Origin of the sequence: Pseudoclavibacter sp. CFCC 11306, from assembly GCF_008831235.1 — a bacterium.
GTDB lineage: Bacteria > Actinomycetota > Actinomycetes > Actinomycetales > Microbacteriaceae > Pseudoclavibacter_A.
The window spans coordinates 336740-361116 of the sequence record NZ_WBKF01000002.1 but is presented as its reverse complement, the minus strand read 5'-3'; the positions used below and the strand labels follow the sequence as shown (position 1 = coordinate 361116).

Here is a 24377-nt window from a genome sequence, read left to right as displayed (position 1 = left end):
GAGCCGACTGCCGCAGCCAAACAGTCACATCTGCGTCACAGCATGCAGCTGACGCAGCCCTCGACCTCGGTGCCTTCCAACGCCATCTGGCGCAGACGGATGTAATAGAGCGTCTTGATGCCCTTGCGCCATGCGTAGATCTGGGCTTTGTTCAGATCACGGGTGGTCGCGGTGTCTTTGAAGAACAGCGTGAGCGACAGCCCCTGATCGACGTGCTGCGTCGCCGCGGCGTAGGTGTCGATGATCTTCTCGTAGCCGACCTCGTAGGCATCCTGGTAGTACTCCAGGTTGTCGTTCGTCATGAACGGCGCCGGGTAGTAGACGCGACCGATCTTGCCCTCTTTGCGAATCTCGATCTTCGAGGCGATCGGGTGAATCGATGAGGTCGAGTTGTTGATGTAGCTGATCGAGCCGGTCGGCGGCACCGCCTGCAGGTTCTGGTTGTAGATGCCGTGCTCCTGCACGCTCGCCTTGAGCTCGCGCCAGTCGTCCTGTGTGGGGATGCGCACGCCAGCCTGTTCGAACAGCTCGCGGCCGCGCTGCGTCGTGGGCTTCCACTCCTGCTCGATGTACTTGTCGAAGAACGCTCCGCTGGCGTACTTCGACTCGTCGAAGCCGTCGAAGCGCTCGCCGCGCTCGATGGCGATCTGGTTCGATGTGCGCAACGCGTGGTAGAGCACCGTGTAGAAGTAGATGTTCGTGAAGTCGACGCCCTCTTCGCTGCCGTAGAAGACGCGCTCACGAGCGAGGTAGCCATGCAGGTTCATCTGCCCGAGGCCGATCGCATGGCTGCGGTCGTTGCCCGCCTCGATCGACGGCACCGAGTGGATGTGGCTGTGGTCGCTGACCGCGGTGAGACCGCGGATGGCCGTCTCGACGGTGATGCCGAAGTCTTCGGAGTCCATCGTCTTCGCGATGTTCAGCGAACCGAGGTTGCACGAGATGTCTTTGCCGATCTGGGCGTATGACAGATCTTCGTCGTACTGGCTGGGTTCGTTGACCTGCAGAATCTCGCTGCAGAGGTTCGACATGTTGATGCGACCCTTGATCGGGTTCGCCCGATTGGCCGTGTCTTCGAACAGGATGTACGGGTAGCCCGACTCGAACTGGATCTCGGCGAGCGTCTGGAAGAACTCGCGGGCGCTGATCTTCGTCTTGCGAATGCGGGAGTCGTCGACCCACTCGTAGTAGTGCTCGCTGACCGACAGGTCGGCGAACGCCTTGCCCGTGACGCGCTCGACGTCGTAGGGGCTGAAGAGGTACATGTCTTCGTTGCGCTTGGCCAGCTCGAACGTTATGTCGGGGATGACCACGCCGAGCGAGAGGGTCTTGATGCGGATCTTCTCGTCGGCGTTCTCGCGCTTGGTGTCGAGGAACCGATAGATGTCGGGGTGGTGTGCGTTGATGTACACCGCACCGGCGCCCTGACGCGCACCGAGCTGGTTCGCGTAGCTGAACGAGTCTTCGAGCAGCTTCATGATCGGGATGACACCCGACGACTGGTTCTCGATGTGCTTGATCGGCGCACCCGACTCGCGAATGTTCGACAGCAGGAAGGCCACGCCGCCGCCGCGCTTCGAGAGCTGCAGCGCCGAGTTGATCGAACGGCCGATCGACTCCATGTTGTCTTCGATGCGCAGCAGAAAGCAGCTGACGAGTTCGCCGCGCTGCTTCTTGCCCGCGTTGAGGAACGTCGGCGTCGCCGGCTGGAACCGGCCCGAGACGATCTCGTCGACCAGATGCGTCGCGAGCTCCTGGTCGCCTGCCGCCAGGTAGAGGCTCACGATCGTGACGCGGTCTTCGAAACGCTCAAGATAGCGCTTGCCGTCGAAGGTCTTGAGCGTGTAGCTCGTGTAGTACTTGAACGCACCCAGGAAGGTCGGAAAGCGGAACTTGTAGCCATAGGCCCGTTTGAACAGGTCTTTGACGAACTGCCACGGGTAGAGGTCGAGGAACTCTTTCTCGTAGTACTCGTTCTCGATCAGGTACTCGATCTTCTCTTCCAGGTCATGGAAGAAGACCGTGTTCTGGTTCACGTGCTGCAGAAAGTACTGCCGAGCTGCCTCGTGGTCTTTGTCGAACTGAATGTGTCCCTGCTCGTCATACAGGTTCAGCATCGCGTTGAGCGCGTGGTAGTCGAGCTGGCTGTTCTCGCCACTTCCGGAGCCGGGGTGCGTGGTGTCCAAGATGGTTCTCAGCCTCGGTCTCAGGCCAGGCTTGCGACGGTGGATGCTGCGAGCGCGTCGATCTTGTCGGGGCGGAAGCCCGACCAGTGACCGCCATCGGTCACGACGACCGGCGCCTGCATGTAGCCGAGCTCCTTGACCTGGGCGAGCGCAGCGGCGTCTTCAGTGATGTCGACGACGGTGTAGTCGATGCCACGCTTGTCGAGAGCGCGGTAGGTCGCGTTGCACTGCACGCATGCTGGCTTGCTGTAGACCGTGACTGACATCTTTCGTCTCCATTCTTCAGACTCGCACTCGCCCTCAGCGGCAGTTCGAATCGGTGTCTTCTCAGTGTTCTGGACAGCTGCGCTCGCGGTGATCCCTCTCTTGGAGCGCCTGCCGCAGCAGATATGAGTCGATACTACATCTAGTGGCGGGCCACGCAAGCCACCACTAGATGATGTGTAACATCAATGTAATTACCACGATGGCGTTCTGCCGCGGAATGACGCGGATCGCGTGCGCCAAGCGAGTGCGACACGCCACGAGAACGATTTTCTACAGCCCCAACAGGTGTCGCAGACGCTGCTCCGTGTCGGGCCAGCCGGTCACCTCGACCGACTCCACTCCCAGAGCCCGAACGGGGTAGTCATTGCCGTCTTCATGGAGCTTGTCACCGAAGAAGAGCATCTCGTCGAGGCCGATGCCGGTCTGTTCGGCGAGCTGCCGGATGCCATACGCCTTGTCGATACCGCGCCGCGTGATGTCGATCGACGTGGTGCCCCCCGCCCGCACCTCGAGGTCGGGCAGCACGGCCTGCACCGCACGCCGAAGCCCGTCTTTGCGCTCGCCGGTCGGATCCCACGCCTGCTTGGCCTCGACCGGCGCCTGCTGCCCCAGTGCCGAGAAGGTGATCTGCGACCCACGATCTTCGATGATCGGCCCCCACGTCTTCGACTCCCACAGTCCGAGCCATTTCGCCTGCTCGGTCAGCGCACGCTCGGCGGCCGACTTCTCGTCTGCGCTGAGATCCTGCGCGTACACCTCGTGCCAGGCGCCGCCTGCATGCCGGTGGTAGCGCGTTCCACAGGTCGGCATCAGGTGCAGCCGATCGAGTTCGTCGTCGGTGCCGCCAGCGGCCTCGAGCGCATCGATGACTTGGGCCTGGAACTGCCCGATGTTGCCACCCGAGATCACACACACCTGGGTGCGGTCGAGCAGTCGGCGCAGCACCTGCGCCATCGATTCCGGCACGCGCGACTTCGAGGGCGCGAGAGTGTCGTCGAGATCGAAGGCGACCAGTTTGGGCAGATCGGGCACGGGTAGTTCTCCTGTCAGAGTGTTCAGCGGATTCACAGGTACGGGAGGCGCACTCGACCCCCGAACGTGGCGCGCATCGCTAACATGGGTTGAGCGTGCGGCACGCTCTCAACTGTACTGTTCTCTCAGCAGCCCGGCCGTGCGATGAGAGGGAAGGCCGCACATGCGTCGTCTCGTGACGGTGCTCTGGGCGCTCGTCGTGTTGACGCTGCTCGGAGCCCTCGCCTGGCTGCCCGCGCACCTCGGCCAGCAGATCGGCTTCGCACAGTTCTTCGCGATGCCCGCGCCGTGGCTCGCCGCCCTCGCCCTGATCGGCCTGCTGCTGTTGGTCACCTCGCTGCTGCGTCGTCGCGTGCGGATGCTGACGCTGGTCTGCGTGCTCGTCGTCGCTCTCGCCTCGGTGCCATGGCTCTCGCCGCGCCTGACCACCCCGCCGCGCGCTTTCGACGTCGCCAGCCTGCCCGCGGCATCCGCTGACGGCCTGCGCGTGCTCAGCTGGAACGTGGGCGGCTCAGCCGATTCGGTCGACGACGTCGCAGCCCTCGCGCAGCAGGTCTCGCCGCAGGTCATCGCACTCCCAGAGACGACCCCCAGCGAGGCGCATGCCCTGGCCGACCAGCTCGCAGCAGACGGTCTCGACATGCGGGTGCTTCCTGCGCAGGGCAGCGACAGCGCATGGCCGTCGTCGGTGCTGATCAGCTCGAAGTTGGGGAGGTACCGCGTCGTCGACGACACCTCACAGTCGGTGCGTCCGGGAGTCGCCGCCAAACCGGTCAACGGTCAAGGGCCGACCATCGTGGTGGCGCATGCGCAGCAGCCGGGCTTCGCCGTCGAACAGGCCCAGATCTGGCGGGCACACCTGGGGTGGCTCGGCTCATGGTGCGACAGCGGCGAGGCCGTCATCGTCGGCGATTTCAACGGCACTGACGCGAACATCGGGCCGACGCTGGGCTCGTGCCGGGCGCCGGGCTCAGACACGCAGGGGTCGACCACAGGAGGCACCTGGCCGAGCGTGCTGCCGGCATGGCTCGGAGCGCCGATCGATCGCGCATACACGACCGATCAGTGGCAGGTCAGAGGCCTCTGGCCGATCTCCGGCCAGCGAGTCACCGCGAGCGATCATCGACCGATCGTGGTCGATCTCAGCAGGTCAGCGACGCCAGCCGGCTGAGCGCCGGGCGAACGACCGCAGAATGGCTCGCCAGCCGAACATGAAGACGGCGAGCACAGTGCCGGTGACGATCACGAACCCGAAGGCGACGCCGTGCAGCGTGAGCCCGCGCAGCAGTACGCCCCCGACGAGAGTGAACAGCCAGATCGGCGCAGCAGTGTGCGAGAGGTCGAGCGGGCGACGCCAGGCGTGCGCCCAGACCCACCCGACGAACGCGCTCAGCAGGAACGGCCAGGCCACCTCGAGCACATGCAGGAAGCTCGGGTCGGCTGCGTGCGCACGACCGCCGATGAAGGCGAAGAGCAGAATCGAGACGGCGTCGAGCACGATCGCTGTGATGACCCACACCGGGCCCGTGCCGATGCGGGAGAGCCGATCGGCTCGCTGCTGCGGCGTCTCGAGCTCGGCGAAGGCCGTCGGGCTCTCGCCTGCGGCGACGTCGGTTTCGGCGGTCACTTCTGGTGCAGTGGTATTGGTGCTCACACAGACAGCGTAGGCCTCGGCGCCGGTCTGCGCATTCCCCCTTGTCTGCAAGGGTATGCCGCGGCGAAGCGAGCTGCATCCTATTTGGATGCCCCGTCCTGCCCGTCTGACTGCTCACGCGCAGCAGGACTGGCAGCGTTTCATGGCAGACTTCGGGCTGCTGCTCGCTCAGGTGCGGCGAGAGCGTGGCTTCAGCCAGGAGTACGTCGCCGCTCAGGCAGGCATGGCCCCTTACACATATGTGCGCTATGAGCAGGGGCGCGGCCAGGACGGCCGACCTGCAAACCTCACGCTCATCAACCTGATCTGTCTGGCGAACGCTCTGCACGTTCGCGTCGAAGACATCATTCCCGATCAGTACCCCGATATCCGCTTGGACTGAGCACTCTGCACAGACGACCGATCGATCATCGTCTGTGCACACTTCGATGGCCGAGGACGTCCACGTGCCGATCTGTCAGCGCCTGCCGGTGAACTGGCCGCATGAACGAACACGACGCCCCAGAGCCCACGCCAGAAGACGCCCTTTCGATCGACGCTCCCGCCACGTCGTCGCACGACCAGCAGCATCTCGGGAACGCCCACGCACTACATCTCGACTGCCCGTCGTGGTGCGTGTTGGGCGAAAGCCACCAGCACGACCTCGAGGTCGACCTGATGCACATGAGCGCAATGGTTCCCGTGCCATTGGTCGTACGCGAGACGCTGATGACCGACGGACAGGTCCTCTCGACTCCGCGCGGGCACGAATGCTGGGTCGGGCTGATCCAGTGCGGCACCGCCCCCTACCTCACCTGCAGCACCGACGACGGCCTGGGCATCGACCTCACGCCTGAGAGCGCACAGCGTATGGTCGATGCGCTGATGCTGTTTCTCGGCGTGCTGCGATCGCCGTAGGATGCTGCCATGCCCACCCGTCAGATTCCCGTCTTCGTGCTCGCCGGCTTTCTCGGCAGCGGCAAGACGACCTTTCTGAACGGGCTGCTGCACAACGCACTCGGTGTGCGCGTCGGGGTGATCATCAACGACTTCGGCGACATCCCCGTCGACAGCTGGCTGGTCGATGCCTCGGTCGACACCATGGTGACGCTCGGCGGCGGGTGCCTCTGCTGCGTCACCGACGCCGGTCAGATCGACGACATGCTGCAGCAGCTGCTCGACCCGAGCCTCGAGATCGACGCCGTCGTCATCGAGGCCAGCGGCCTGGCCGACCCGGCGAACCTTGCTCTGCGCGTCAGCCGCAGCAGCACGCGCGGCGTCAGATTCGCCGGCGTCGTTCTCATGGTCGACGCCTGCGAATACCTCGAGACGCTGCGCAGCCACCCGCAGATCGCACAGGACGGCCGCATCGCCGACCTGATCGTACTGAACAAGGCCGACCTGGTGTCGTCCTCCGACCTCGACCAGCTCATGCGCACACTCGAAGACTCCTCACGAGGTGCGCCAGTGCTGCCGACCACGTTCGGCACGATCGATCCTCGGCTGCTCTTCGACCGGGCCCGGCACGAACCGCCGCGATACGGCCAAGTGCCTCTGCCCTTCGAGAATCTGGAACGCCATGCTCACGACCGGCATCCCCCACACCTGCACGATCAGTACACCAGCGTCTCTTTCCGCACCGACCAACCGCTCAGCCCGCATCGCTTCCTCGAACTCCTCTATGACCGCCCGGCCGGGCTCTACCGGCTGAAAGGGCACGTCCGATTCACCGTCACCCGGGGGCCGGGAGCGGCACGGCATCCGCTCGAGGTGCAGAGCGTCGGTGCGCACGTGCGTTTCGCCCGCCAGCGCCAGACGCCGAATCATCCGCTCGTCGACGAGACGCAGCTCGTGCTCATCGGCATCGGCGTCGATGCGGCCGACGTCGCCGCACGGCTCGCGGACTGCGAGGCCGACACGGCCACCTCAGACGATCGCACCGCCATGATCACGATCAACCGCTATCTCGACTGATGCGACGACACTTGAGAAGTGGTAGCATCTTCTGGTGCCCGTCAGGGTCACGGGGCTATAGCTCAGTTGGTAGAGCGCTTCGTTCGCAATGAAGAGGTCAGGGGTTCAATTCCCCTTAGCTCCACAGCCGGTCGCCAGTTCTTGCACAGACAAGACTCGGCGGCCGTTTCTTGCTTCCACATCCCCTGCATAGGCACTTTTTCGGCCTCACCGCCAGTCTCCCGACACACATCTTCTGCACCTGTTTCGTGTCAGGAATGAACAACGTCTGAACGCAATGCAGACTCCCCGACATCTGTCGGGGAAAGAGTCGTAGAGTGGGATCAGAACCGGTCGCAGAGCGGGACTGAAACCGATGGTCTTCCACATGGCTGCGCACAGGTTCGCTCTGCGAAGGAGTGACGATGAGCCAGACACTCAAGCCCCAGACGTCCGCCGCGCTCGGTGCCGGCGGTTCTCGGAGTCGCGTCCTGCTCGGCACGGTGCTCGCCCAGCTGGGCTTGGGCACGGTCTACGCCTGGAGCGTGCTGAATCCCGCTCTCGCGCAGCGCATCTCGGGCGATCACACGCAGACCTTCCCCATCGCGATCACCTTCTCGATCATGATGATCAGCCTGTCGGTGTCGACGCTGCTGATCGGCTGGCTGCAGCATCGCTTCGGCGTGCGCAGAGTGCTGGTCGCCTGCGGCATCGTGCTCGGAGCCGGCCTGCTCGTCTCGGCCTTCGCCACCAGCCTCTGGATGCTCTACATCTTCGCCGGCGTCATCGTCGGCGCCGCCGACGGCATCGGCTATCTGCTCAGTCTGACCAACGTCCTGCGCTGGTACCCCGACAAAGCAGGTGCGATCTCCGGCGTCTCAGTCGGCTCGTACGGCGTGCCCGCTGTGATCCTGCCGTTCATCGTCACGCCCGTGCTGGGCAGCGCCGACAACGGCTATGCCGGGCTCACCACATGTTTCATCCTCTGGGCGGTCACGGTGATCGTGCTCATCGGCGGCGGCGGGCTGCTGCTCAAAGACGCCCCAGAGATCCCCAAAGACCACTCGCACGCGAGCCACGAGTACACCATTCCGCAGATGCTTCGCCGCCCGCAGGCCTACCTGCTGTACTTCGGCATCACCGCGTTCTGCTTCGCCGGCCTGTTCATCATCGGGCACGCGGGTGACGGCGCGATCACGGCAGATGATCCCTCGAAGTACCTGATCGGCACGGCCATCACCCTGGTGTCGCTGGTCGGGCTGGTCAACACGATCGGTCGTTTCTTCTTCGGCTGGCTCTCCGACCGGGTGCGGCGCACCCTCATCGTGGCCGTGGCTCTCGCGGTGCTCGCCGTCTTCGCGTTCGTCTTGGGTCTGACCTGGCTGCCGCAGCCGGCACTGTACATCGTCGGCTTCCTGCTCTTCGGCGCATCGTTCGGCGGCTGCATCACGATCTACCCGACCATCGTGGGCGAGTTCTTCGGCAAGAACAACCAGGCGAAGAACTATTCGGTGATCTACCAGGGGTTCGCCAGCGGCGCTCTCATCACGCTGATCTTCAACATCCTGATGGCGCAGAAGATCATCACCTTCGGCACGTCGCTGCTGATCGGCAGCGTGTTTCTGGCAGTCAGCGCGGTGATCCTGTTCTTGGTCCGCAAGCCCGGACCAGTCGAATGACCGACCGTTTTCGTGCTCCCACTCGAGCAACCGCAGCAACAAGAAAAGGAAAGGAACCACAGGCATGATGACCACACCTCATGGCCCTGAGGCCACACCAGTACCTGACGAGGCCAAGCCCATCGTCGACTTCTCGGCGATCGCCGAGAACCTCGGCGAAGAGTACGACCACCCGGTGAGCGTGCTCGACCGCAACAGCAACGTGGTCGACCAGAAGACTTTCGACTCCTACAGCGAAGACGAGCTCGTGCACTTTCTCGAGCTGATGGTCTGGGAGCGTGCGCTGCACGAACAGACGATCGTCTTCTCCCGACAGGGTCGCCTCGGCTTCTACGCCCCGACTCTCGGTGAAGAGGCCAGCAACATGGGCACCATCACCGCCTTCGAGCCGATGGACTTCCTCTTCCCCGCGTACCGCGACCTCCCCCAGCTCATTCAGCACGGCGCGATCACACCCGCTCAGGGCTATCTGTGGTCACGCGGCCACGTGCAGGGCAACGCGATGGCCGAAGGCCACCGCGCCTGGATGCCGCAGATCATCATCGGCGCCCAGTACGTCGAGGCTGCGGGAGCCGCCCTCGGCATCCAGAAGAACGGCGAGCCGAACGTGGCTCTGGCATACGGTGGTGACGGAACCACCTCGCAAGGCGACTTCTACGAGGCGCTGAACTTCGCCGGCGCGTTCCAGTCTCCGCTGGTGGGCATCATCCAGAACAACGGCTGGGCGATTTCGGTGCCGCGTTCGAAGCAGACCCATGCGCTCACGCTCGCTCAGAAGGCGGTCGCAGCAGGCATCCCTTCGGTGCAGGTCGACGGCATGGACATCCTCGCGGTCAACGCCGTGACCCGCGCCGCCCGCGCCTACGCGGTCGCCGGCAACGGTCCCGTGCTGATCGAGACCCTGACCTACCGCTTCGGAGCGCACTCAAGCGCCGGCGACGATCCGAGCCGCTACCGCACACACGAAGAAGAGATGCCGTGGATCGAACGCGATCCGCTCAACCGTCTGCGCGATCTGCTCGTTCCCCGCGGGCTGTGGAGCCCGGACAAAGAGAGCGATCTCGCTGAGCAGTACAAGAAGTCGTTCCGTGAGGCGCTGGCCGAGGCCGACAAGGCCCCGAAGCAGACCGTCTCCGACTTCCTGCGCAACACCTACGAGGTGCCCACCCCGGGCGTCGCCAAGCAGATCAAAGCATTCACCGCGAAGGAGGCCGAGTGAGATGAGCTCGAAAAAACTGACGTACATCAAAGCCATCACTGAAGGACTCGATCAGGCGCTCGCCGAAGACGACCGCACCCTCATCTTCGGTGAGGACGTCGGCAAGAACGGCGGCGTGTTCCGCACCACGCAGGGCCTGCAGGCGAAGTACGGCGAAGACCGCGTCTTCGACACTCCGCTCGCCGAGTCGGCCATCCTCGGGCTCTCGATCGGACTGGCCGCCACTGGCTGGCGTCCCGTCCCCGAGATCCAGTTCATGGGGTTCACGTTCGAAGCCGCCGACTCGCTCAATGCGCAGATGGCTCGCAACCGCTTCCGCTTCGGCGGCAAGGTCGCGCAGCCCATCACCGTGCGCACCCCGTACGGCGGCGGCACGCACACCGCCGAGCTGCACAGCGACAACCTGGAGCATGTCTTCACCGGCACCCCCGGTCTGCGCGTGGTCACCCCCAGCAATCCCTACGATGCCAAGGGCCTGATCATCGCGGCGATCGAGAACAACGATCCGGTGCTGTTCATGGAGCACCTGAAGCTCTATCGCTCGGTCAAAGGCGATGTGCCCGAAGAACCGTACCGCGTGGCACTCGACACGGCGAAGGTCGTGCGCGAAGGCACCGACGTGACGATCGTGGCCTACGGCGCCATGGTGCAGCAGGCCGTCAAGGCGGCCGACGCACTGGCTGCCGACGGCATCAAGGCAGAGGTCATCGACCTGATCTCGCTGCAGCCGATCGACACAGACACGATCTTCGCCTCCGTCGACAAGACCCACCGCGTGGTCGTGGCGCAGGAGGCGCAGCGCATCGCCGGCGTCGGAACTCAGGTGGTCTCGGCCATCGCCGAAGAGCGCATCCTCAGCCTCGAGGCACCGATCATGCGCGTCGCGGCTCCCGACTCGGTCTATCCGTTCGCCGCCGCCGAGCTCGACTGGATTCCGAATGCCGCCGACATCGAGGCCAAGGCCCGCGAGGCCCTGACCTACTGATTGCCCACGCTGGTCACGACCAGCGCCGAAATGTCGATTGCAAAGCGCGTCTGCGCAGTGTGACTGCGCAGACGCCGGGCCCCACCGGGGCAATGAAAGGACTGTCAAGATGTCATTCAAGTTCAAACTGCCCGAGCTGGGTGAGGGCCTCTCTGAGGGCGTCATCTCAGCCTGGCAGGTCAAAGAGGGCGACGAGGTCAAGACCGATCAGACCCTCGTCGAGATCGAGAACGACAAGTCGGTCGTCGACCTGCCGTCACCGGTCAGCGGCACGGTGAAGAGCCTGAAGTTCAAAGAGGGCGACACCGTCGAAGTCGGCCAGGTCATCATCGACATCGATGACGGCTCGCCAGACGAGCCCGACGCGTCTGATGAGGCGGCGGCCGCGGATGCCGCCGCTGCCGCCGAGCCCGAGGCACCAAGCGCACCCGCGCCAGCTGCACCGGCACCTGCCGCACCCGCCGCTCCGGCATCCCCGGCACCGGCTGCAGCCGCACCCGCGGCCGAACCCGCAGCAGCTCCGGCAGACGCACGCCCAGAGGGCGCTCCGGTGCTCGCGATGCCGTCAGTCCGCCTGTACGCCCGCGAACACGGTGTCGATCTGTCGACCGTGGTGCCCACCGGGGCACACGGTCACGTGCTGCGTGCCGATGTCGACGCCGTCTTCGGCCATCGCGCCGAGCCGGCGGATGCAGGGTCGGCTCCGGCCGTCGCCGCGAGCGCCGAGCCGCATCCCGAGGCAGCCGCCGCACCGACCGACGAGGTCAGCGTCACGCCGGCCTACGACGGCAGCGGCGAGCGTCGCACTCCCTTCAGCGGCATCCGCAAGGCCACCGCGAACGCCGTCACGAAGGCGCACGAGATTCCGCCGGTCACCTTCTTCGCCGAGGTCGAGATCTCTGCGCTGCTCGCACATCGCAAGACGTACAAGCAGCTCGCCGTCGAACGCGACATCCATCTGACGCCGCTCGCCTACATCGTCAAAGCGCTGGTCGCCGTGCTGAAGCAGTTCCCCGATCTGAACACCCGGCTCGACCTCGACGCCGGTGAGATCGTCTACCGCGACCGCATCGACGTGGGCATTGCGACCGACACCGACCGCGGCCTGTTCGTGCCGGTGGTGCGCGATGCCGACCGGCTGAGCCTCTTCGAGGTGGCACAGCGCATCGCCGAGAACACCGAGAAGGCGAAGGCCGGCAAGCTCGGCCCCAACGACATGGGCGACGGGTCGATCACGATCAGCAACCTCGGCAGCGTCGGCGGCGGCTGGTTCACACCGATCCTCAACGCACCCGAGACCTCGATTCTCGGCGTCGGGCGCGCAAAACCGGGCCCGGTCGTCAACGACGAGGGCGAACTCGAAGTCGGGCAGCTGCTGCAGCTGTCGTTCACGACCGACCACCGCGTCATCGACGGCGCCAAGGCACAGCAGGCGCTGAACCTGCTCACCGCGGTGCTGCACGACCCAGCACGTCTGCTGGTCGAGGCCTGATCCGGCCGCGTCACGACACGAAGCATTGAGAGGAACATCATGAGCGACTCCACAGTCGAACACCGCGGCACCATCGTCATCGGTTCGGGGCCCGGCGGCTACGTCGCGGCCATCCGCGCCTCAGAGCTCGGGCAGAAGGTCACGCTGATCGAGGCCACCGATCGAGTCGGCGGCATCTGCCTGAACGAGGGCTGCGTGCCGTCGAAGGCCCTGATCAGCGTCGGGCACCGCATCCGGGCCGTACACGACACCGACCAGTACGGCCTGAGCTTCGAAGCGCCGAAGCTCGACTTCGCCAAGACGCAGCACTGGAAGCAGCACGACGTGGTCGAGCGCATGACGCGTGGTGTGCGCGGGCTGCTCAAGAAGCACGACGTCGAGATCGTCCAGGGCTTCGCCACCCTCGACAGCGACACCGTGCTGCGCGTGATGCCGGCAGGCCCGCAGCAGTTCATGAGCGTCGACCTCGGCCGACAGTTCACCTTCGACGACCTGATCATCGCGACCGGTTCTCGCCCCATCGAGATCCCGAGCTTTCCTTGGGGCGACCGAGTGATCGACTCGACCGGTGCGCTGAATCTGCCCGAGGTGCCCAAGCGCATGATCGTCATCGGCGGCGGGTACATCGGCACCGAGCTCGCCGGCGCCTACGCCGACATGGGCGCCAAGGTGATCATCCTTGAAGGCTCCCCCAGCATCCTGCCGCTCTTCGAAAACGATCTCTCGTCGATCGTCACGAAGCGGCTCGAGGCCAAGGGCGTCGAGATCCACACCGGCGTGCGGGCGCGCGACGTCGATGAGGATGCCGACGGCGTGCAGGTCTTCGTCACGCTGAACGACGAAGAAGAGACCCTTGAGGCCGACTACTGTCTGGTCACCGTCGGTCGCCGCCCCAACACCGACAACATCGGGCTCGAGTTCACCAGCGTCGAGATCGACAACCACGGTCTCGTCGTCACCGATGAGCAGGGACGCACAGCGTCGCCGCACATCTACGCGATCGGCGACATCACGGCGGGGCCCGCTCTGGCGCACAAGGCGTTCTTCCAGGCGAAGACCGCTGCCGGCGCGATCGCCGGGCAGCCGACGGCGAACGACTACATCGGTGTGCCCGCCGTCTGCTTCAGCGACCCCGAGGTCGCGACAGTGGGCGTGACCAAAGACGAGGCCGAGAAACAGGGCGTCGCGGTCGAGACGGCGAAGTTCCCCTTCGCCGGCAACGCCCGCGCCGTGTCGCTGGGCGAGCCTGACGGCTTCGTGCGGCTGGTGTCGACGAAGGACGAGGGCACGCTGATCGGCGCGCAGATCGTCGGCCCGGGGGCCTCCGACCTCATCTCCGAGCTCAGCCTCGCGGTCAACGCTCAGATGAACGTCGAAGACATCGCGCTGACGATTCACCCGCATCCGACGCTCTCGGAGCCCATCGCCGAGGCCGCCGACATCGCGATCGGGTACCCGACGCACATCTGATCATCGGCTGACCGACGTCGCGTCGCGTCCTCGCCTCTGCGGGCGAAGAGTGAAAAGTGTGGTTTGTCTTCGGACAAACCACACTTTTCGTGTATCAGCCGCCTCATCGACCACAGCTGTCGTCTTCGTCTCGGTGAACTCTTCTGAAACAGATTCGCGCTCAGCCCCAAAGAGATCTAGTATCTATGTTGTATACGGTGAGTCCACCTCAAAGACGCGGGGTGTTCTCGAGCCGGTCGGTTCAGCGTCTCAGCGATGCTGCCGCTCCCCTCACGGAGCGTCGGGCGCCATGACGAGACCGACCCGCTCGTCCACACTTTCCCACAGGTTTCCATCACACACATCCCGGTCGCCGGCACCAGCTGGCGACCGCACAGTTCAGGAGCAGCAATGAACAGCAGCGCAGAATCGGTGCGCAGCGCGAACCGCATCGTCGAAGCACTCGAGGCGGCAGGCGTGAAATGGGTCTTCGGCGTTCCCGGCGCGAAGGTCGATCAGGTCTTCGACGCTCTGGAGGATTCCCCCATCGAGGTCGTCGTCTGCCGACACGAGCAGAATGCGGCATTCATGGCCGCCGCCGTCGGTCGTCTGACCGGTCACCCCGGCGTCGCACTGGTCACCTCAGGGCCCGGCACCAGCAACCTCGCCACCGGACTGGTGACGGCGACCACCGAGGGCGATCCGATGATCGCGCTGTGCGGCGCCGTGCCGCGCGGCGACCGTCTGAAGCGCACTCACCAGTCGATGGATGCCGTGGGCCTGCTGTCGACCGTCTCGAAGTTCGCCGGCGAGGTCGACTCCGCAGACAACGTTCCCGAGGCGATCGTGAATGCCTTCCGCCAGGCTGAGGTGATGCCGCGGGGCGCCGCCTCGCTGGTGCTGCCCTCTGACGTGATGGCGGAGCACACCTCAGTGCCGCTGCCTCCTGTGCAGCCGGTGCCCGACCTCGGTCCGGCTTCTCAGAAGTCGCTGGATGCGGCAGCAGATCTGCTGCGCAATGCCAAGTTCCCGGTCATCCTGGCCGGCGTGCGCTCAGCCTGCACCTCTGGGGCCGAGGCACTGCACCAGCTGTTGAAGGCCACCGAGCTGCCGGTCGTCGAGACCTTCCAGGCCGCGGGGCTCGTCTCACGCGATCTCGAAGATCACTACCTCGGTCGCGTCGGGCTCTTCCGCAACCAGCCCGGCGACGTCATCCTCGATCACGCCGATGTGGTGCTTGCGATCGGTTACGACCCGGTCGAGTACGACGCGAAGATGTGGAATCACGACAGCTCGCGTCGCATCATCAACCTCGACGAGATCGCAGCCGACATCGACGCCAGCTATGCGCCCGCGCTCGAGCTGCGCGGCGACATTCCCACCACGGTCTCGGCTCTCGCCGACCGTCTGCAGGGATTGAAGCTCGAGAGCGCGGCTCGCGAGGTCGTCGACTCGCAGCTCGCCCGTCTCGCCGAGAAGGCACGCCCGAGCGAAGAGCACGACGACACGTTCGGACTCGATCCCGTGGCCGTGACTCTCACCCTGCGAGACCTCGTCAGCGATGACACCACAGTGATCTCAGACGTCGGCTCGCACTACATCTACATGGCCCGCTACTTCCGCACCTACCGCCCGCGTCGGCTGCTGTTCTCGAACGGCCAGCAGACGCTCGGCGTCGCGCTGCCGTGGGCCATCGCCACCACCATGGTTCGCCCCGACGAGCCGGTGCTCTCGGTGTCGGGCGACGGCGGCTTCCTGTTCTCGGCCATGGAGCTGGACACAGCCGTGCGCCGCGGAGCGAACTTCACCCACGTCATCTTCAACGACGGCACCTATGACATGGTCGCCTTCCAGCAGATGAAGAAGTACGGGCGTACCTCGGGCATCACCCTGGGGCACCCGGATCTGGCTGCGTACGCCGAGTCATTCGGCGCCCACGGCCGCCGCGCCACCTCGCTCGAAGAACTCGTCACCGAGGTGCGCACAGGGCTCGCCGAGTCGGGCCCGACCATCATCGACGTACCGGTCGACTACCGCGACAACCTCGCGGGTCTCGCCGGTGATCTCAGAGAGGGAGTTCTGTCATGACCACATCATCCGACATTACCGATTCGACGTCGGCACCCGCCGCCAAACGGGTCTCGAACCACATCGTCCGCCACGAGGTCTTTCAGACCTCGCTGATGAGCGCACTGCTCGACGGCATCTATGACGGCGAGATGACCATCGCGGAGCTGCTCGGCCAGGGCAGTTTCGGTCTGGGCACCTTCGACGGGCTCGACGGCGAGATGATCATTCTCGACGGTCACTGCTGGCAGATGCGCGTCGACGGCTCAGTGCAGCCCGCACCACTCGACGCGCGCACGCCGTTCGCCGTGGTCACCAACTTCGTGACCAGCCTGAGTGCCGAGGTCAAGCCGCACTCCAGCCGTGAAGACGTCTCGGCGCTGGTCGACTCGCTGACGGTGTCGCCGAACTATCTGTACGCGCTGCGCATCACCGGCGAGTTCGACTGGGTCAAGACCCGTACGGTGCAGCTGCAGAGCAAGCCCTACCCACGCATGGTCGATGCGACCAACGACGAGCCGACGCTGCGCTTCGAGAATGTGTCAGGCGTCGTCGGCGGTTTCCGCACGCCGGTGTATGAGCAGGGCATCTCGGTGCCCGGCTGCCACGTGCACTTCATCGACGATGAACGCACCATGGGCGGGCATGTGCTCGACTTCCAGATGGCCAAGGGCACCGTCGAGGTCTGCCTCGGAACAGACCTGCGTCTGTCGCTGCCGCGCACCGAGGCGTTCGAAGAGGCCAACCTGTCTCCAGAAGACCTGCACGACGAACTGAACCGCACCGAATCGCACAAGTGAGCGACTGACTCCGTATACGATTCCCGCGAGCCGGGGCCTCTGTCATCACGACGGAGACCCCGGCTCGCTGCATGTCCGGCGAGGTCACAGCCCTGTGCGTATATGCACAGGCACTGTGCGCAATCACCAGCGCCGGTGCGTAGACATGACACACCATCTCTTGCAGGATGTTCTCAGATCCCTGACTACAAGGAGGTAGCAGATGTCTGTGTCAGCCCCGGCAGCCCCGAAGAAAGGCCTGCGACAGGTCGTGCTCGCGTCAATGGCGGGCACCATCGTCGAATGGTACGAGTTCTTTCTCTACGCGACGGCCGCGACCCTGGTCTTCAACAAGGTCTTCTTCCCTCCCAGCGAAGACCCCTATGCGCCGATCATCGCCGCATTCGTCACCTACGCCGTCGGCTTCGTCGCTCGACCGCTCGGGGGGATCGTCTTCGCACACTTCGGCGACCGCTACGGCCGTAAGCATCTGCTCCAGGTGGCGATCATCATGGTGGGAGCCTCGACGTTCCTGATGGGCTGTCTGCCGACCTTCGCCACGGTCGGGTACTGGGCGCCCGCGCTGCTCGTCGCGCTGAGGTTCATCCAAGGCATCGCCGTCGGCGGGGAATGGGGCGGAGCGGTGCTCCTCGTCGCAGAGCACGCACCGGCGAAGTCACGCGGCTTCTGGGCCAGCTGGCCGCAGGCCGCCCTGCCTCTCGGCAACCTGCTGGCGACGATCGTGCTGTTGGTGCTCTCGGCGTCGCTTTCCCCCGAAGCGTTCCTGAGCTGGGGCTGGCGCATCGGCTTCTGGCTGTCGGTCGTCATCGTGGCCGTGGGCTACTACGTGCGCACGAAGATCTCTGATGCGCCGATCTTCCAAGAGACGCAGCGAAAGATCGAACAGGAGGACGAGGTGCGCTACGGCGTCTTCGAGGTGCTCAAACGCTACCCGCGTGGCGTGCTCACTGCGATGGGTCTGCGCTTCGCCGAGAACATCCTCTACTACATGGTCGTGACGTTCTCGATCACGTATCTGTCGGTCTGGGTCAAGATGGACACCAGCAGCATTCTGGGGCTGATGTTCTTCGCACATGTCTTCCAGTTCGTGATCGTGCCCCTGACCGGTGCGCTCACTGACCGGGTCGGCCGCAAACCCGTCTACATCGCCGGGGCCGTGCTCACCGGCGTCTGGCCGTTCGTCGCCTTCCCGATGTTCAACACGGCTGCGCCGCTGATGGTGATCCTGGCGATCATCCTCGGACTGTTCGTGCACGGCCTGATGTACGCCGGCCAGCCTGCGATCATGTCCGAGATGTTCCCGACGCGCATGCGCTATGCCGGCGTCTCGTTCGGCTACCAAGTGACCTCGATCGTGGCAGGCTCCGTCGCGCCCATCATCGCGACTGCGCTGCTCGGACAGTTCGCCTCGTGGGTGCCGATTGCGCTCTACCTCGTCGGAGCCGCACTGATCACCCTGATCGCCGCAGTCTCACTGCGCGAGACCAAGGGAATCACCCTCGAAGAGATCGACCGGCTCGACCACGAACGGCACATCGCCCCGTTGATGCAGAGCACACGCGCAGAAGCGACACCGGGAGCCTGAACGCATCCGCCACAGTCTGGCGGGCGGCCGAGGAGAGACCTCTCGGCCGCCCGCCAGACTTATTTCACGAAGTCGCTGCTCTGGGCGTAGGAGACCATAGCCGACAGGCAGGCCCCGACCGCCGGGTTGCGGTCGTTCTCTTCGCGCAGCGCGGCCCAGTACGAGACGCCGTGAGAGAACTCGTGTTCGAGCACCACGGCCAAGTCGTCGTACCGCTGCGCCACATAGTCCGGCAGCAGTCCGATGCCTGCCCCAGCACGCGTGGCCGCGACGTGCGCAAAGACGCTCGTCGAGCTGATGGCCTCGCGCATCCGCGGCAGCAGCTGCAGCGCGACGTCGAGATCGTCGACCTGCAGCGCCGACTCGATGTAGTAGTTGAGACGGTGCTCGGTCAGATCGGCGATCTTCGCAGGCCGACCCATCCGCGACAGATACTCCGCAGTCGCATACAGCCGCAGCTGGTATGAGAACAGCTCGACGGTGACCGCTCGGTTGACCTGCGGCCGACCGACGACCACTTCGATGTCGACGCCTGAGCGGCGCTGTCGAGCCTGTTGCGTCGCCGCGACGACCTCAAGGTCGAGTGCAGGATGTCTGCGCTGCAGCCAGGCCAAGGCCGGCATGGCGATGAAGACCGCATACGCATCCGGTGCCCCCACGCGCACGAGGCCCCGAACGGCATCATGAGGCTTGTCCGAGACCAGATCGTGCACGGAGCGTTCGATGCGCTCAGCCGCCTGCATCGCTCTCGTGCCGAGCACGGTGAGCTCCCACCCCGTCGCACCCCGCACCAGCACGCGTCCGCCCAAAGCCTCGTCGAGCTGCCCGATTCTGCGCGAGACCGTCGAATGGTTCACTCCGAGCGCTTTCGCTGCGGCGGTGAAGCGCCCTGAACGAGCAACAGCGAGCAACGTCATCAGGCCCTGCAGGTGCGTCTCGTCAAGTCTGTGTTCCATGGCCCTATTGTGCCGCATCCGCGTCATGAGCTGTGCATGAATGCACAGCTCTGGTGCACAAATGACGTCTCTCAGAGATTGCCACGCACAGAACCGGCGACTTAGCCTGTCATCACACATACGACTTTTCGACAACGGAGCCGAGGAGAATCATCATGGCAACTTTGGGCTGGATCGGGTTGGGCAACATGGGCGGTCGGATGACCGGCCACCTCGTGCGTGCCGGCCACACCGTGCTGGGCTACGACCTGAACCCGGCGGCGACTGCCGCGGCTCAGGCCGAGGGCGTGACCATCGTCGACAGCATCGCCGCAGCACTCGACGGCGCTGATGCACTGTTCACCAGTCTGCCGAAGGGGCAGCATGTGCGCAGCGTCTACGAAGGGGCCGACGGCGTGTGGGCGCATGCGGCCACGTCGACGCTGCTGATCGACTGCTCGACGATCGACGTCGAGACGTCGCGCTATCTGCATGAGCAGTCAGAGGTCAGCGGGCACCATTTCGTCGACGCGCCCGTCAGCGGCGGCATCAGCGGAGCAGCCGACGGCACACTCGCCTTCATGCTCGGCGGAGACTCGGCCGACACCGCTCGCGCTGCCGAGTACATCGAGCCGATGAGCGGCAGCACCATCGTCGCCGGAGGCCCGACCATGGGCATCGCCGCCAAGATCGTCAACAACATGATGCTGCTGATCGACGTGCTCGCGAATTCCGAGGGCTCGCAGCTGGCCGAAGAGCTCGGGCTCGACCCCAAGGTCTTCTGGCAGATCGCGAGCGCGTCATCCGGCCGTTCCTGGGCCCAGCAGACCTGGTATCCAGTGCCCGGAGTGATTCCGACCTCGGCAGCAGACCACAACTTCGACGCGACCTTCACCGCAGACCTCGCGAACAAAGACATCGGTCTGGCGCTTGAGGCAGGCCGACAGACCGGCGTGCATCTCCCGGCTGCGACGCTGGCGGCCGATCAGCTGCAGCGGCTGATCGACGAAGGGCTCGGTGGCAAAGACTGCACCCTAGTCGCCAAGTACGCCACACCTGACGGCACCCTGCGCGGCTGGCAGCCCTGATCTGCGCATGCGCCGCCCCCACCGCTCATCACAAACACCAGATTCGCAGCTACAGGAGCTCAGATGAACACCACCACCAGCACGACGCAGACGCTCACTCGCATCCCGCACGTCATCGGCGGTCAGCAGACGGACGAAGCAGAACGGTACGGCCCGGTCTTCAACCCGGCAACCGGGCGGCAGACCGCCGAAGTGCCGCTCGCCAGTGCCGCACAGGTCGATGCCGCCATCGCGCAGGCTGCTGAGGCCCAGCGGGCCTGGCGTCGCGTCGGCCTCGCAAAGCGTTCGCAGGTCTTCTTCCGCCTCGTGCACATCATCAACGAGCGCGCAGACGAACTCGCCCGCATCATCACCGCCGAGCACGGCAAGACCGTCCCCGATGCACGCGGCGAGATCGCGCGCGGGCTCGAGAACGTCGAGTTCTGCGCCGGGCTCACGCACCATCTCAAGGGCGAATTCGCCGAGCAGGTCGCCACCGGCATCGACGTGCATCAGCTGCGCCAGCCACTCGGCGTCGTCGCCTGCATCACGCCCTTCAACTTTCCGGCCATGGTGCCGCTGTGGATGGTGACGACTGCGATCGCGGCAGGCAACGCGGTCATTCTGAAGCCCTCGGAGCGTGACCCCTCCGCATCAGTCTGGATCGCCGAGGCGTTCCGCGAGGCCGGTCTGCCCGATGGCATCCTCAATGTCGTGCACGGCGACAAAGAGGTCGTCGACGAGCTGCTGACCAACCCCGGCATCGCCGGCGCGGCCTTCGTCGGCTCGACGCCGATCGCACGCTATGTCTACGAGACGGCGGCGCACGCGGGCAAACGTGTGCAGGCGCTGGGCGGTGCCAAGAACCATATGGTGGTCATGCCGGATGCCGACCTCGACTCGGCTGCGGACGCTGCGGTCTCAGCGGCATACGGCTCTGCCGGCGAGCGCTGCATGGCGGTCTCGGTGCTGGTCGCCGTCGGCGACACGGCCGACCCGCTCATCGAGAAGGTCGCGGCCCGCATCGCCGATCTGCGCATCGGCGACGGCTTCGACCCGGATTCGGAGATGGGGCCGCTGATCACACGGCAGGCTCAGGAGCGCGTCGCCGAGTACGTCGGCTCTGCCGCTGGCGAAGGTGCGACGGTCGTCGTCGACGGGCGCGAGCAGCACTTCGAGGGCGACGGCTACTTCATCGGCGTCTCTCTGATCGACCACGTGCGCCCCGGCATGCGCGTGTACGACGACGAGATCTTCGGCCCGGTGCTGGCAGTGGTGCGCGTCGACAGCTATGACGAGGCCGTCGACCTGATCAACTCCAATCAGTATGCGAACGGCACCGCGATCTTCACCCGTGACGGCAAGACCGCCCGTGAGTTCCAGTTCGACATCGAGGTGGGCATGGTGGGTGTGAACGTGCCGATTCCGGTGCCGGTCGGCTCGTTCTCGTTCGGCGGCTGGAAGAGCTCTCTCTTCGGCGACACCCACATGTACGGGCCGGAGTCGTTCAACTTCTACACTCGCCGCAAGGTCGTGACCTCGCGTTGGCCGCACCCCAGCGAAAGCCAGATCGAGTTGGGCTTTCCGACGAACTGAGATGATCTGCCGATCGTCTGAGCGCTGACGCTGCCAGCGCTCGCGACGTGCAAGGGCCCCGTCCACGAAATGATCGTGGACGGGGCCCTTTCGCTCAGGGTGCAGCGCTTCGTTCAGCGGCTGCGCACCGTTCAGCGCAGATCGTAGCGATCCGCGTTCATCACCTTGTTCCAGGCGGCCACGAAATCACGCACGAAGACGGCACGAGCATCGTCTGAGGCGTAGTACTCGGCGACGGCGCGCAGCTCCGAGTTGGCCGAGAAGACCAGGTCGAAGCGGCTGGCCCGCCACACGACCTCGTCTTCGCCGTAGTGGCGCATCTCGAAGGTGTTCTGCGTCTCGTCGGTCGAGCTCCACACGTTGCCGTTCTCGAGCAGGTTGCGGTACCAGTCGTTGCTCAGCACGCCGGGACGATCGGTCAGCAGGCCGAGGTCGGTGCCCTCATAGCCCGTCCCCAGCACGCGCAGCCCGCCGATCAGCGCCGTCAGCTCGGGCACGCGCAGCCCGAGCAGCTGAGCACGGTCGATCAGCAGGTTCTCAGCCGGCAGCGAGTGCCCGGGGCGCAGATAGTTGCGGAACCCGTCGTTGGTCGGCTCGAGGTATGCGAACGTCTCGGGATCGGTGTCGTCCTGAGTGGCGTCGACGCGACCCGGTGTGAACGGCACCTCGATGTCGATGCCCCCCTCGTGAGCGGCCTGCTCGATCGCAGCGGAGCCGCCGAGCACGATCAGGTCTGCCAGCGAGATGTGGCGCGGCGCGTTCTGCTCGTTGAAATCGCTCTGGATCTTCTCGTAGACCGAGAGCACCTGGTCAAGCTGCTCGGGCTCGTTGACCTCCCAGTGGCGCTGCGGCTCCAGACGGATGCGCGCGCCGTTTGCGCCGCCGCGATAGTCGGTCGCACGGAACGTCGAGGCTGACGCCCAGGCGGTCTTGACCAGCTGCTGTCGGCTCAGGCTTGAGGCGAGGATCTGCCGCTTGAGCTCGTTGATGTCGGCGGCCAGCACCGGCTCACCGGTCGCTGCGGGCAGCGGATCCTGCCAGATGTAGTCGGCTGCGGGCACCTCTTTGCCGAGGTAACGCGACTTCGGACCCATGTCGCGGTGCACCAGCTTGTACCAGGCTTTGGCGAACTCCTGCTCGAAGAGCTTCTGGTCGCCAAGAAACTCGCGACCGATGCGTTCGTACTCAGGGTCGACGCGCAGTGCCAGGTCTGTGGTGAACATGCGCGGCTCGCGACGGCCCTCGGAGTGTGCGAGCGGCACCATGTCCTGCCCGGCGCCGTCCTTCGGACGCCACTGCCAGTGGCCGCCCTCTCCCTTGTAACACTCCCACTCGTATGAGAAGAGAATGTGCAGGTACTCGTTGTCCCAACGAGTGGGGTGATATGTCCACGTGACTTCGAGACCCGAGGTGATGGTGTCGTCGCCGATGCCGCTCTTGTAGTCGTTCTTCCAGCCCAGGCCCTGATCCTGGATGCCGGCCTCAGCCGGACTGCCGTGCACGTGCTCTCCGTCAGGTGCGGCACCGTGCGATTTGCCGAAGGTGTGCCCACCGGCGATCAGTGCGAGCGTCTCGCGATCGTTCATGCCCATACGGTCGAAGGTCTCACGGATGTCATGCGCAGCGCGGGCCGGATCGGGCTGTCCCTCAGGGCCCTCGGGGTCGACGTAGATGAGCCCCATCACAGTCGCGCCGAGCGGCTTCTCGAGATCGCGCCGCTGCTTGTCAGTGATGCGGTCTTCAGTGCCCTTCCACTGCGGCTCTGAGCCCCAGTAGATGTTCTCGGGCTCCCACGCGTCGATGCGCCCGCCGCCGTAGCCGGCAGTCGGCAGCCCCATGATCTCGAGCGCGACGTTGCCGGCGAGCACGATCAGGTCGCCCCACGAGATGCTGCGACCGTACTTCTGCTTCACCGGCCAGAGCAGACGACGCCCTTTGTCAGTGCTCACATTGTCGGGCCAGGCCTCGGTCGGCAGAAAACGCTGCTGCCCGGTGCCCGCACCGCCTCGTCCGTCGAACTGACGATAGGTGCCTGCACTATGCCAGGCCACACGGATGATCAGCGGGCCGTAGTTCCCGAAGTCGGCCGGCCACCAAGGCTGCGAGGTGGTGAGCACCTCGGCGATGTCTTTCTTGACCTGGTCGAGATCGAGCGCCTCAAAAGCCGCTTTGTAGTCGAAGCCGTCTTCTTCGGGGTTGCGCTCACGGGGGTTCTCATCGAGCAGCCCGACATTCAAGTGCTTCGGCCACCAGGCGAAGCTGGCGTCGCCCTGCGTGGGATGCGGCAGCTCTTTCTGCGGGATCCCGGGCATGGCGACCCCGGTGGCATCGCCGCTGACCGGTGCTCCGGTCTCGTGGTCGATGGGGCACTTTGATTCAGACATGTGTGCTTCCTTCCGTGCTGTGGTTGTGATTCTGTGTGTCACAGGGGC

At 65.1% G+C, this 24377-nt stretch carries 20 protein-coding genes and 1 tRNA gene; 15 read left to right on the top strand and 6 right to left on the bottom strand.

All coding sequences use genetic code 11. The features are described 5' to 3' along the window. Nucleotides 1–35: 35 nt before the first annotated feature. From nrdE to F8O09_RS08505, 3 genes are all read right to left on the bottom strand, one after another. Complete coding sequence (nrdE, locus tag F8O09_RS08515; RefSeq protein ID WP_225732955.1) at nt 36–2186, bottom strand: class 1b ribonucleoside-diphosphate reductase subunit alpha; 2151 nt, start codon at nt 2184–2186, stop codon at nt 36–38. A 20-nt stretch (nt 2187–2206) separates the two neighbouring features. Then, nucleotides 2207–2452, bottom strand: a complete 246-nt coding sequence (gene nrdH, locus F8O09_RS08510; RefSeq protein WP_158030196.1) for a glutaredoxin-like protein NrdH — start codon at nt 2450–2452, stop codon at nt 2207–2209. 271 nt (nt 2453–2723) lie between these two features. After that, nucleotides 2724–3485 (bottom strand): HAD-IIB family hydrolase, encoded by a 762-nt coding sequence (locus F8O09_RS08505; RefSeq protein WP_158054908.1) that lies wholly within the window; start codon nt 3483–3485, stop codon nt 2724–2726. Between the two features lie 163 nt (nt 3486–3648). Between F8O09_RS08505 and F8O09_RS08500 the strand changes: the two genes are divergently transcribed. Beyond that, nucleotides 3649–4656: an endonuclease/exonuclease/phosphatase family protein gene (locus F8O09_RS08500; protein WP_158054906.1), complete on the top strand. Its 1008-nt coding sequence runs from the start codon at nt 3649–3651 to the stop codon at nt 4654–4656. Here F8O09_RS08500 and F8O09_RS08495 read toward each other — a convergent pair. Then, entirely contained in the window at nt 4636–5139 is a 504-nt protein-coding gene (locus F8O09_RS08495) for a DUF3054 domain-containing protein (RefSeq protein WP_192497630.1), read from the bottom strand. The two genes, F8O09_RS08500 and F8O09_RS08495, sit on opposite strands and share 21 nt — an antisense overlap. Nucleotides 5140–5227: 88 nt before the next feature. Between F8O09_RS08495 and F8O09_RS08490 the strand changes: the two genes are divergently transcribed. From F8O09_RS08490 to F8O09_RS08435, 12 genes are all read left to right on the top strand, one after another. Further along, nucleotides 5228–5521: a helix-turn-helix domain-containing protein gene (locus tag F8O09_RS08490; protein WP_192496561.1), complete on the top strand. Its 294-nt coding sequence runs from the start codon at nt 5228–5230 to the stop codon at nt 5519–5521. Between the two features lie 101 nt (nt 5522–5622). Continuing rightward, complete coding sequence (locus tag F8O09_RS08485; protein ID WP_158054903.1) at nt 5623–6036, top strand: DUF6907 domain-containing protein; 414 nt, start codon at nt 5623–5625, stop codon at nt 6034–6036. Nucleotides 6037–6045: 9 nt separating this feature from the next. Beyond that, complete coding sequence (locus tag F8O09_RS08480) at nt 6046–7092, top strand: CobW family GTP-binding protein (protein ID WP_158054901.1); 1047 nt, start codon at nt 6046–6048, stop codon at nt 7090–7092. A gap of 51 nt (nt 7093–7143) precedes the next feature. After that, nucleotides 7144–7216 (top strand) — tRNA-Ala (locus tag F8O09_RS08475). Between the two features lie 280 nt (nt 7217–7496). Continuing rightward, nucleotides 7497–8750, top strand: a complete 1254-nt coding sequence (locus F8O09_RS08470) for an MFS transporter (RefSeq protein WP_158054899.1) — start codon at nt 7497–7499, stop codon at nt 8748–8750. Nucleotides 8751–8814: 64 nt separating this feature from the next. Beyond that, nucleotides 8815–9969 carry a thiamine pyrophosphate-dependent dehydrogenase E1 component subunit alpha gene (locus tag F8O09_RS08465; protein WP_225732954.1) on the top strand — a complete coding sequence of 385 codons (1155 nt, stop codon included), beginning with the start codon at nt 8815–8817 and terminating at the stop codon, nt 9967–9969. 1 nt (nt 9970) lies between these two features. Further along, entirely contained in the window at nt 9971–10954 is a 984-nt protein-coding gene (locus F8O09_RS08460) for an alpha-ketoacid dehydrogenase subunit beta (RefSeq protein WP_158030204.1), read from the top strand. A 109-nt stretch (nt 10955–11063) separates the two neighbouring features. Next, complete coding sequence (locus F8O09_RS08455; protein ID WP_158054897.1) at nt 11064–12446, top strand: dihydrolipoamide acetyltransferase family protein; 1383 nt, start codon at nt 11064–11066, stop codon at nt 12444–12446. A gap of 39 nt (nt 12447–12485) precedes the next feature. Continuing rightward, on the top strand, nt 12486–13916 hold the full coding sequence (gene lpdA, locus F8O09_RS08450) for a dihydrolipoyl dehydrogenase (protein WP_158054895.1): 1431 nt from the start codon (nt 12486–12488) through the stop codon (nt 13914–13916). A 390-nt stretch (nt 13917–14306) separates the two neighbouring features. Next, nucleotides 14307–15983, top strand: a complete 1677-nt coding sequence (gene alsS / locus F8O09_RS08445) for an acetolactate synthase AlsS (protein ID WP_158054893.1) — start codon at nt 14307–14309, stop codon at nt 15981–15983. Then, complete coding sequence (gene budA, locus F8O09_RS08440; protein WP_158030208.1) at nt 15980–16762, top strand: acetolactate decarboxylase; 783 nt, start codon at nt 15980–15982, stop codon at nt 16760–16762. The genes alsS and budA overlap by 4 nt, the downstream gene beginning before the upstream one ends. A gap of 202 nt (nt 16763–16964) precedes the next feature. Then, the gene (locus F8O09_RS08435; RefSeq protein WP_158054891.1) at nt 16965–18347 is read left to right on the top strand and encodes an MFS transporter; all 1383 of its coding nucleotides are present in this window, start codon (nt 16965–16967) and stop codon (nt 18345–18347) included. Nucleotides 18348–18406: 59 nt separating this feature from the next. Here the strand turns inward: F8O09_RS08435 and F8O09_RS08430 are convergent, their stop codons facing one another. Then, nucleotides 18407–19303, bottom strand: a complete 897-nt coding sequence (locus F8O09_RS08430) for a LysR family transcriptional regulator (protein ID WP_225732953.1) — start codon at nt 19301–19303, stop codon at nt 18407–18409. A 155-nt stretch (nt 19304–19458) separates the two neighbouring features. Between F8O09_RS08430 and F8O09_RS08425 the strand changes: the two genes are divergently transcribed. Both F8O09_RS08425 and F8O09_RS08420 read left to right on the top strand, forming a co-directional pair. Continuing rightward, complete coding sequence (locus F8O09_RS08425; protein ID WP_158054889.1) at nt 19459–20370, top strand: NAD(P)-dependent oxidoreductase; 912 nt, start codon at nt 19459–19461, stop codon at nt 20368–20370. A gap of 63 nt (nt 20371–20433) precedes the next feature. Beyond that, a complete protein-coding gene (locus F8O09_RS08420; protein ID WP_158043079.1) occupies nt 20434–21945 on the top strand; it encodes a CoA-acylating methylmalonate-semialdehyde dehydrogenase in 1512 nt (503 codons plus the stop codon). Between the two features lie 131 nt (nt 21946–22076). Here the strand turns inward: F8O09_RS08420 and katG are convergent, their stop codons facing one another. Continuing rightward, the gene (gene katG / locus F8O09_RS08415) at nt 22077–24329 is read right to left on the bottom strand and encodes a catalase/peroxidase HPI (RefSeq protein ID WP_158054887.1); all 2253 of its coding nucleotides are present in this window, start codon (nt 24327–24329) and stop codon (nt 22077–22079) included. Nucleotides 24330–24377: the final 48 nt, after the last annotated feature.

Bases quoted from the DNA above. Each gene is read 5' to 3' on its own strand.
- F8O09_RS08500 (WP_158054906.1), top strand. From the start codon at position 3,649: ATGCGTCGTCTCGTGACGGTGCTCTGGGCGCTCGTCGTGTTGACGCTG.
- F8O09_RS08455 (WP_158054897.1), top strand. From the start codon at position 11,064: ATGTCATTCAAGTTCAAACTGCCCGAGCTGGGTGAGGGCCTCTCTGAG.
- katG (WP_158054887.1), bottom strand. From the start codon at position 24,329: ATGTCTGAATCAAAGTGCCCCATCGACCACGAGACCGGAGCACCGGTC.
- F8O09_RS08425 (WP_158054889.1), top strand. From the start codon at position 19,459: ATGGCAACTTTGGGCTGGATCGGGTTGGGCAACATGGGCGGTCGGATG.
- F8O09_RS08430 (WP_225732953.1), bottom strand. From the start codon at position 19,303: ATGGAACACAGACTTGACGAGACGCACCTGCAGGGCCTGATGACGTTG.
- F8O09_RS08470 (WP_158054899.1), top strand. From the start codon at position 7,497: ATGAGCCAGACACTCAAGCCCCAGACGTCCGCCGCGCTCGGTGCCGGC.
- F8O09_RS08460 (WP_158030204.1), top strand. From the start codon at position 9,971: ATGAGCTCGAAAAAACTGACGTACATCAAAGCCATCACTGAAGGACTC.
- lpdA (WP_158054895.1), top strand. From the start codon at position 12,486: ATGAGCGACTCCACAGTCGAACACCGCGGCACCATCGTCATCGGTTCG.
- F8O09_RS08435 (WP_158054891.1), top strand. From the start codon at position 16,965: ATGTCTGTGTCAGCCCCGGCAGCCCCGAAGAAAGGCCTGCGACAGGTC.
- F8O09_RS08485 (WP_158054903.1), top strand. From the start codon at position 5,623: ATGAACGAACACGACGCCCCAGAGCCCACGCCAGAAGACGCCCTTTCG.
- alsS (WP_158054893.1), top strand. From the start codon at position 14,307: ATGAACAGCAGCGCAGAATCGGTGCGCAGCGCGAACCGCATCGTCGAA.
- F8O09_RS08480 (WP_158054901.1), top strand. From the start codon at position 6,046: ATGCCCACCCGTCAGATTCCCGTCTTCGTGCTCGCCGGCTTTCTCGGC.
- budA (WP_158030208.1), top strand. From the start codon at position 15,980: ATGACCACATCATCCGACATTACCGATTCGACGTCGGCACCCGCCGCC.
- F8O09_RS08465 (WP_225732954.1), top strand. From the start codon at position 8,815: ATGATGACCACACCTCATGGCCCTGAGGCCACACCAGTACCTGACGAG.
- F8O09_RS08490 (WP_192496561.1), top strand. From the start codon at position 5,228: ATGCCCCGTCCTGCCCGTCTGACTGCTCACGCGCAGCAGGACTGGCAG.
- nrdH (WP_158030196.1), bottom strand. From the start codon at position 2,452: ATGTCAGTCACGGTCTACAGCAAGCCAGCATGCGTGCAGTGCAACGCG.
- F8O09_RS08420 (WP_158043079.1), top strand. From the start codon at position 20,434: ATGAACACCACCACCAGCACGACGCAGACGCTCACTCGCATCCCGCAC.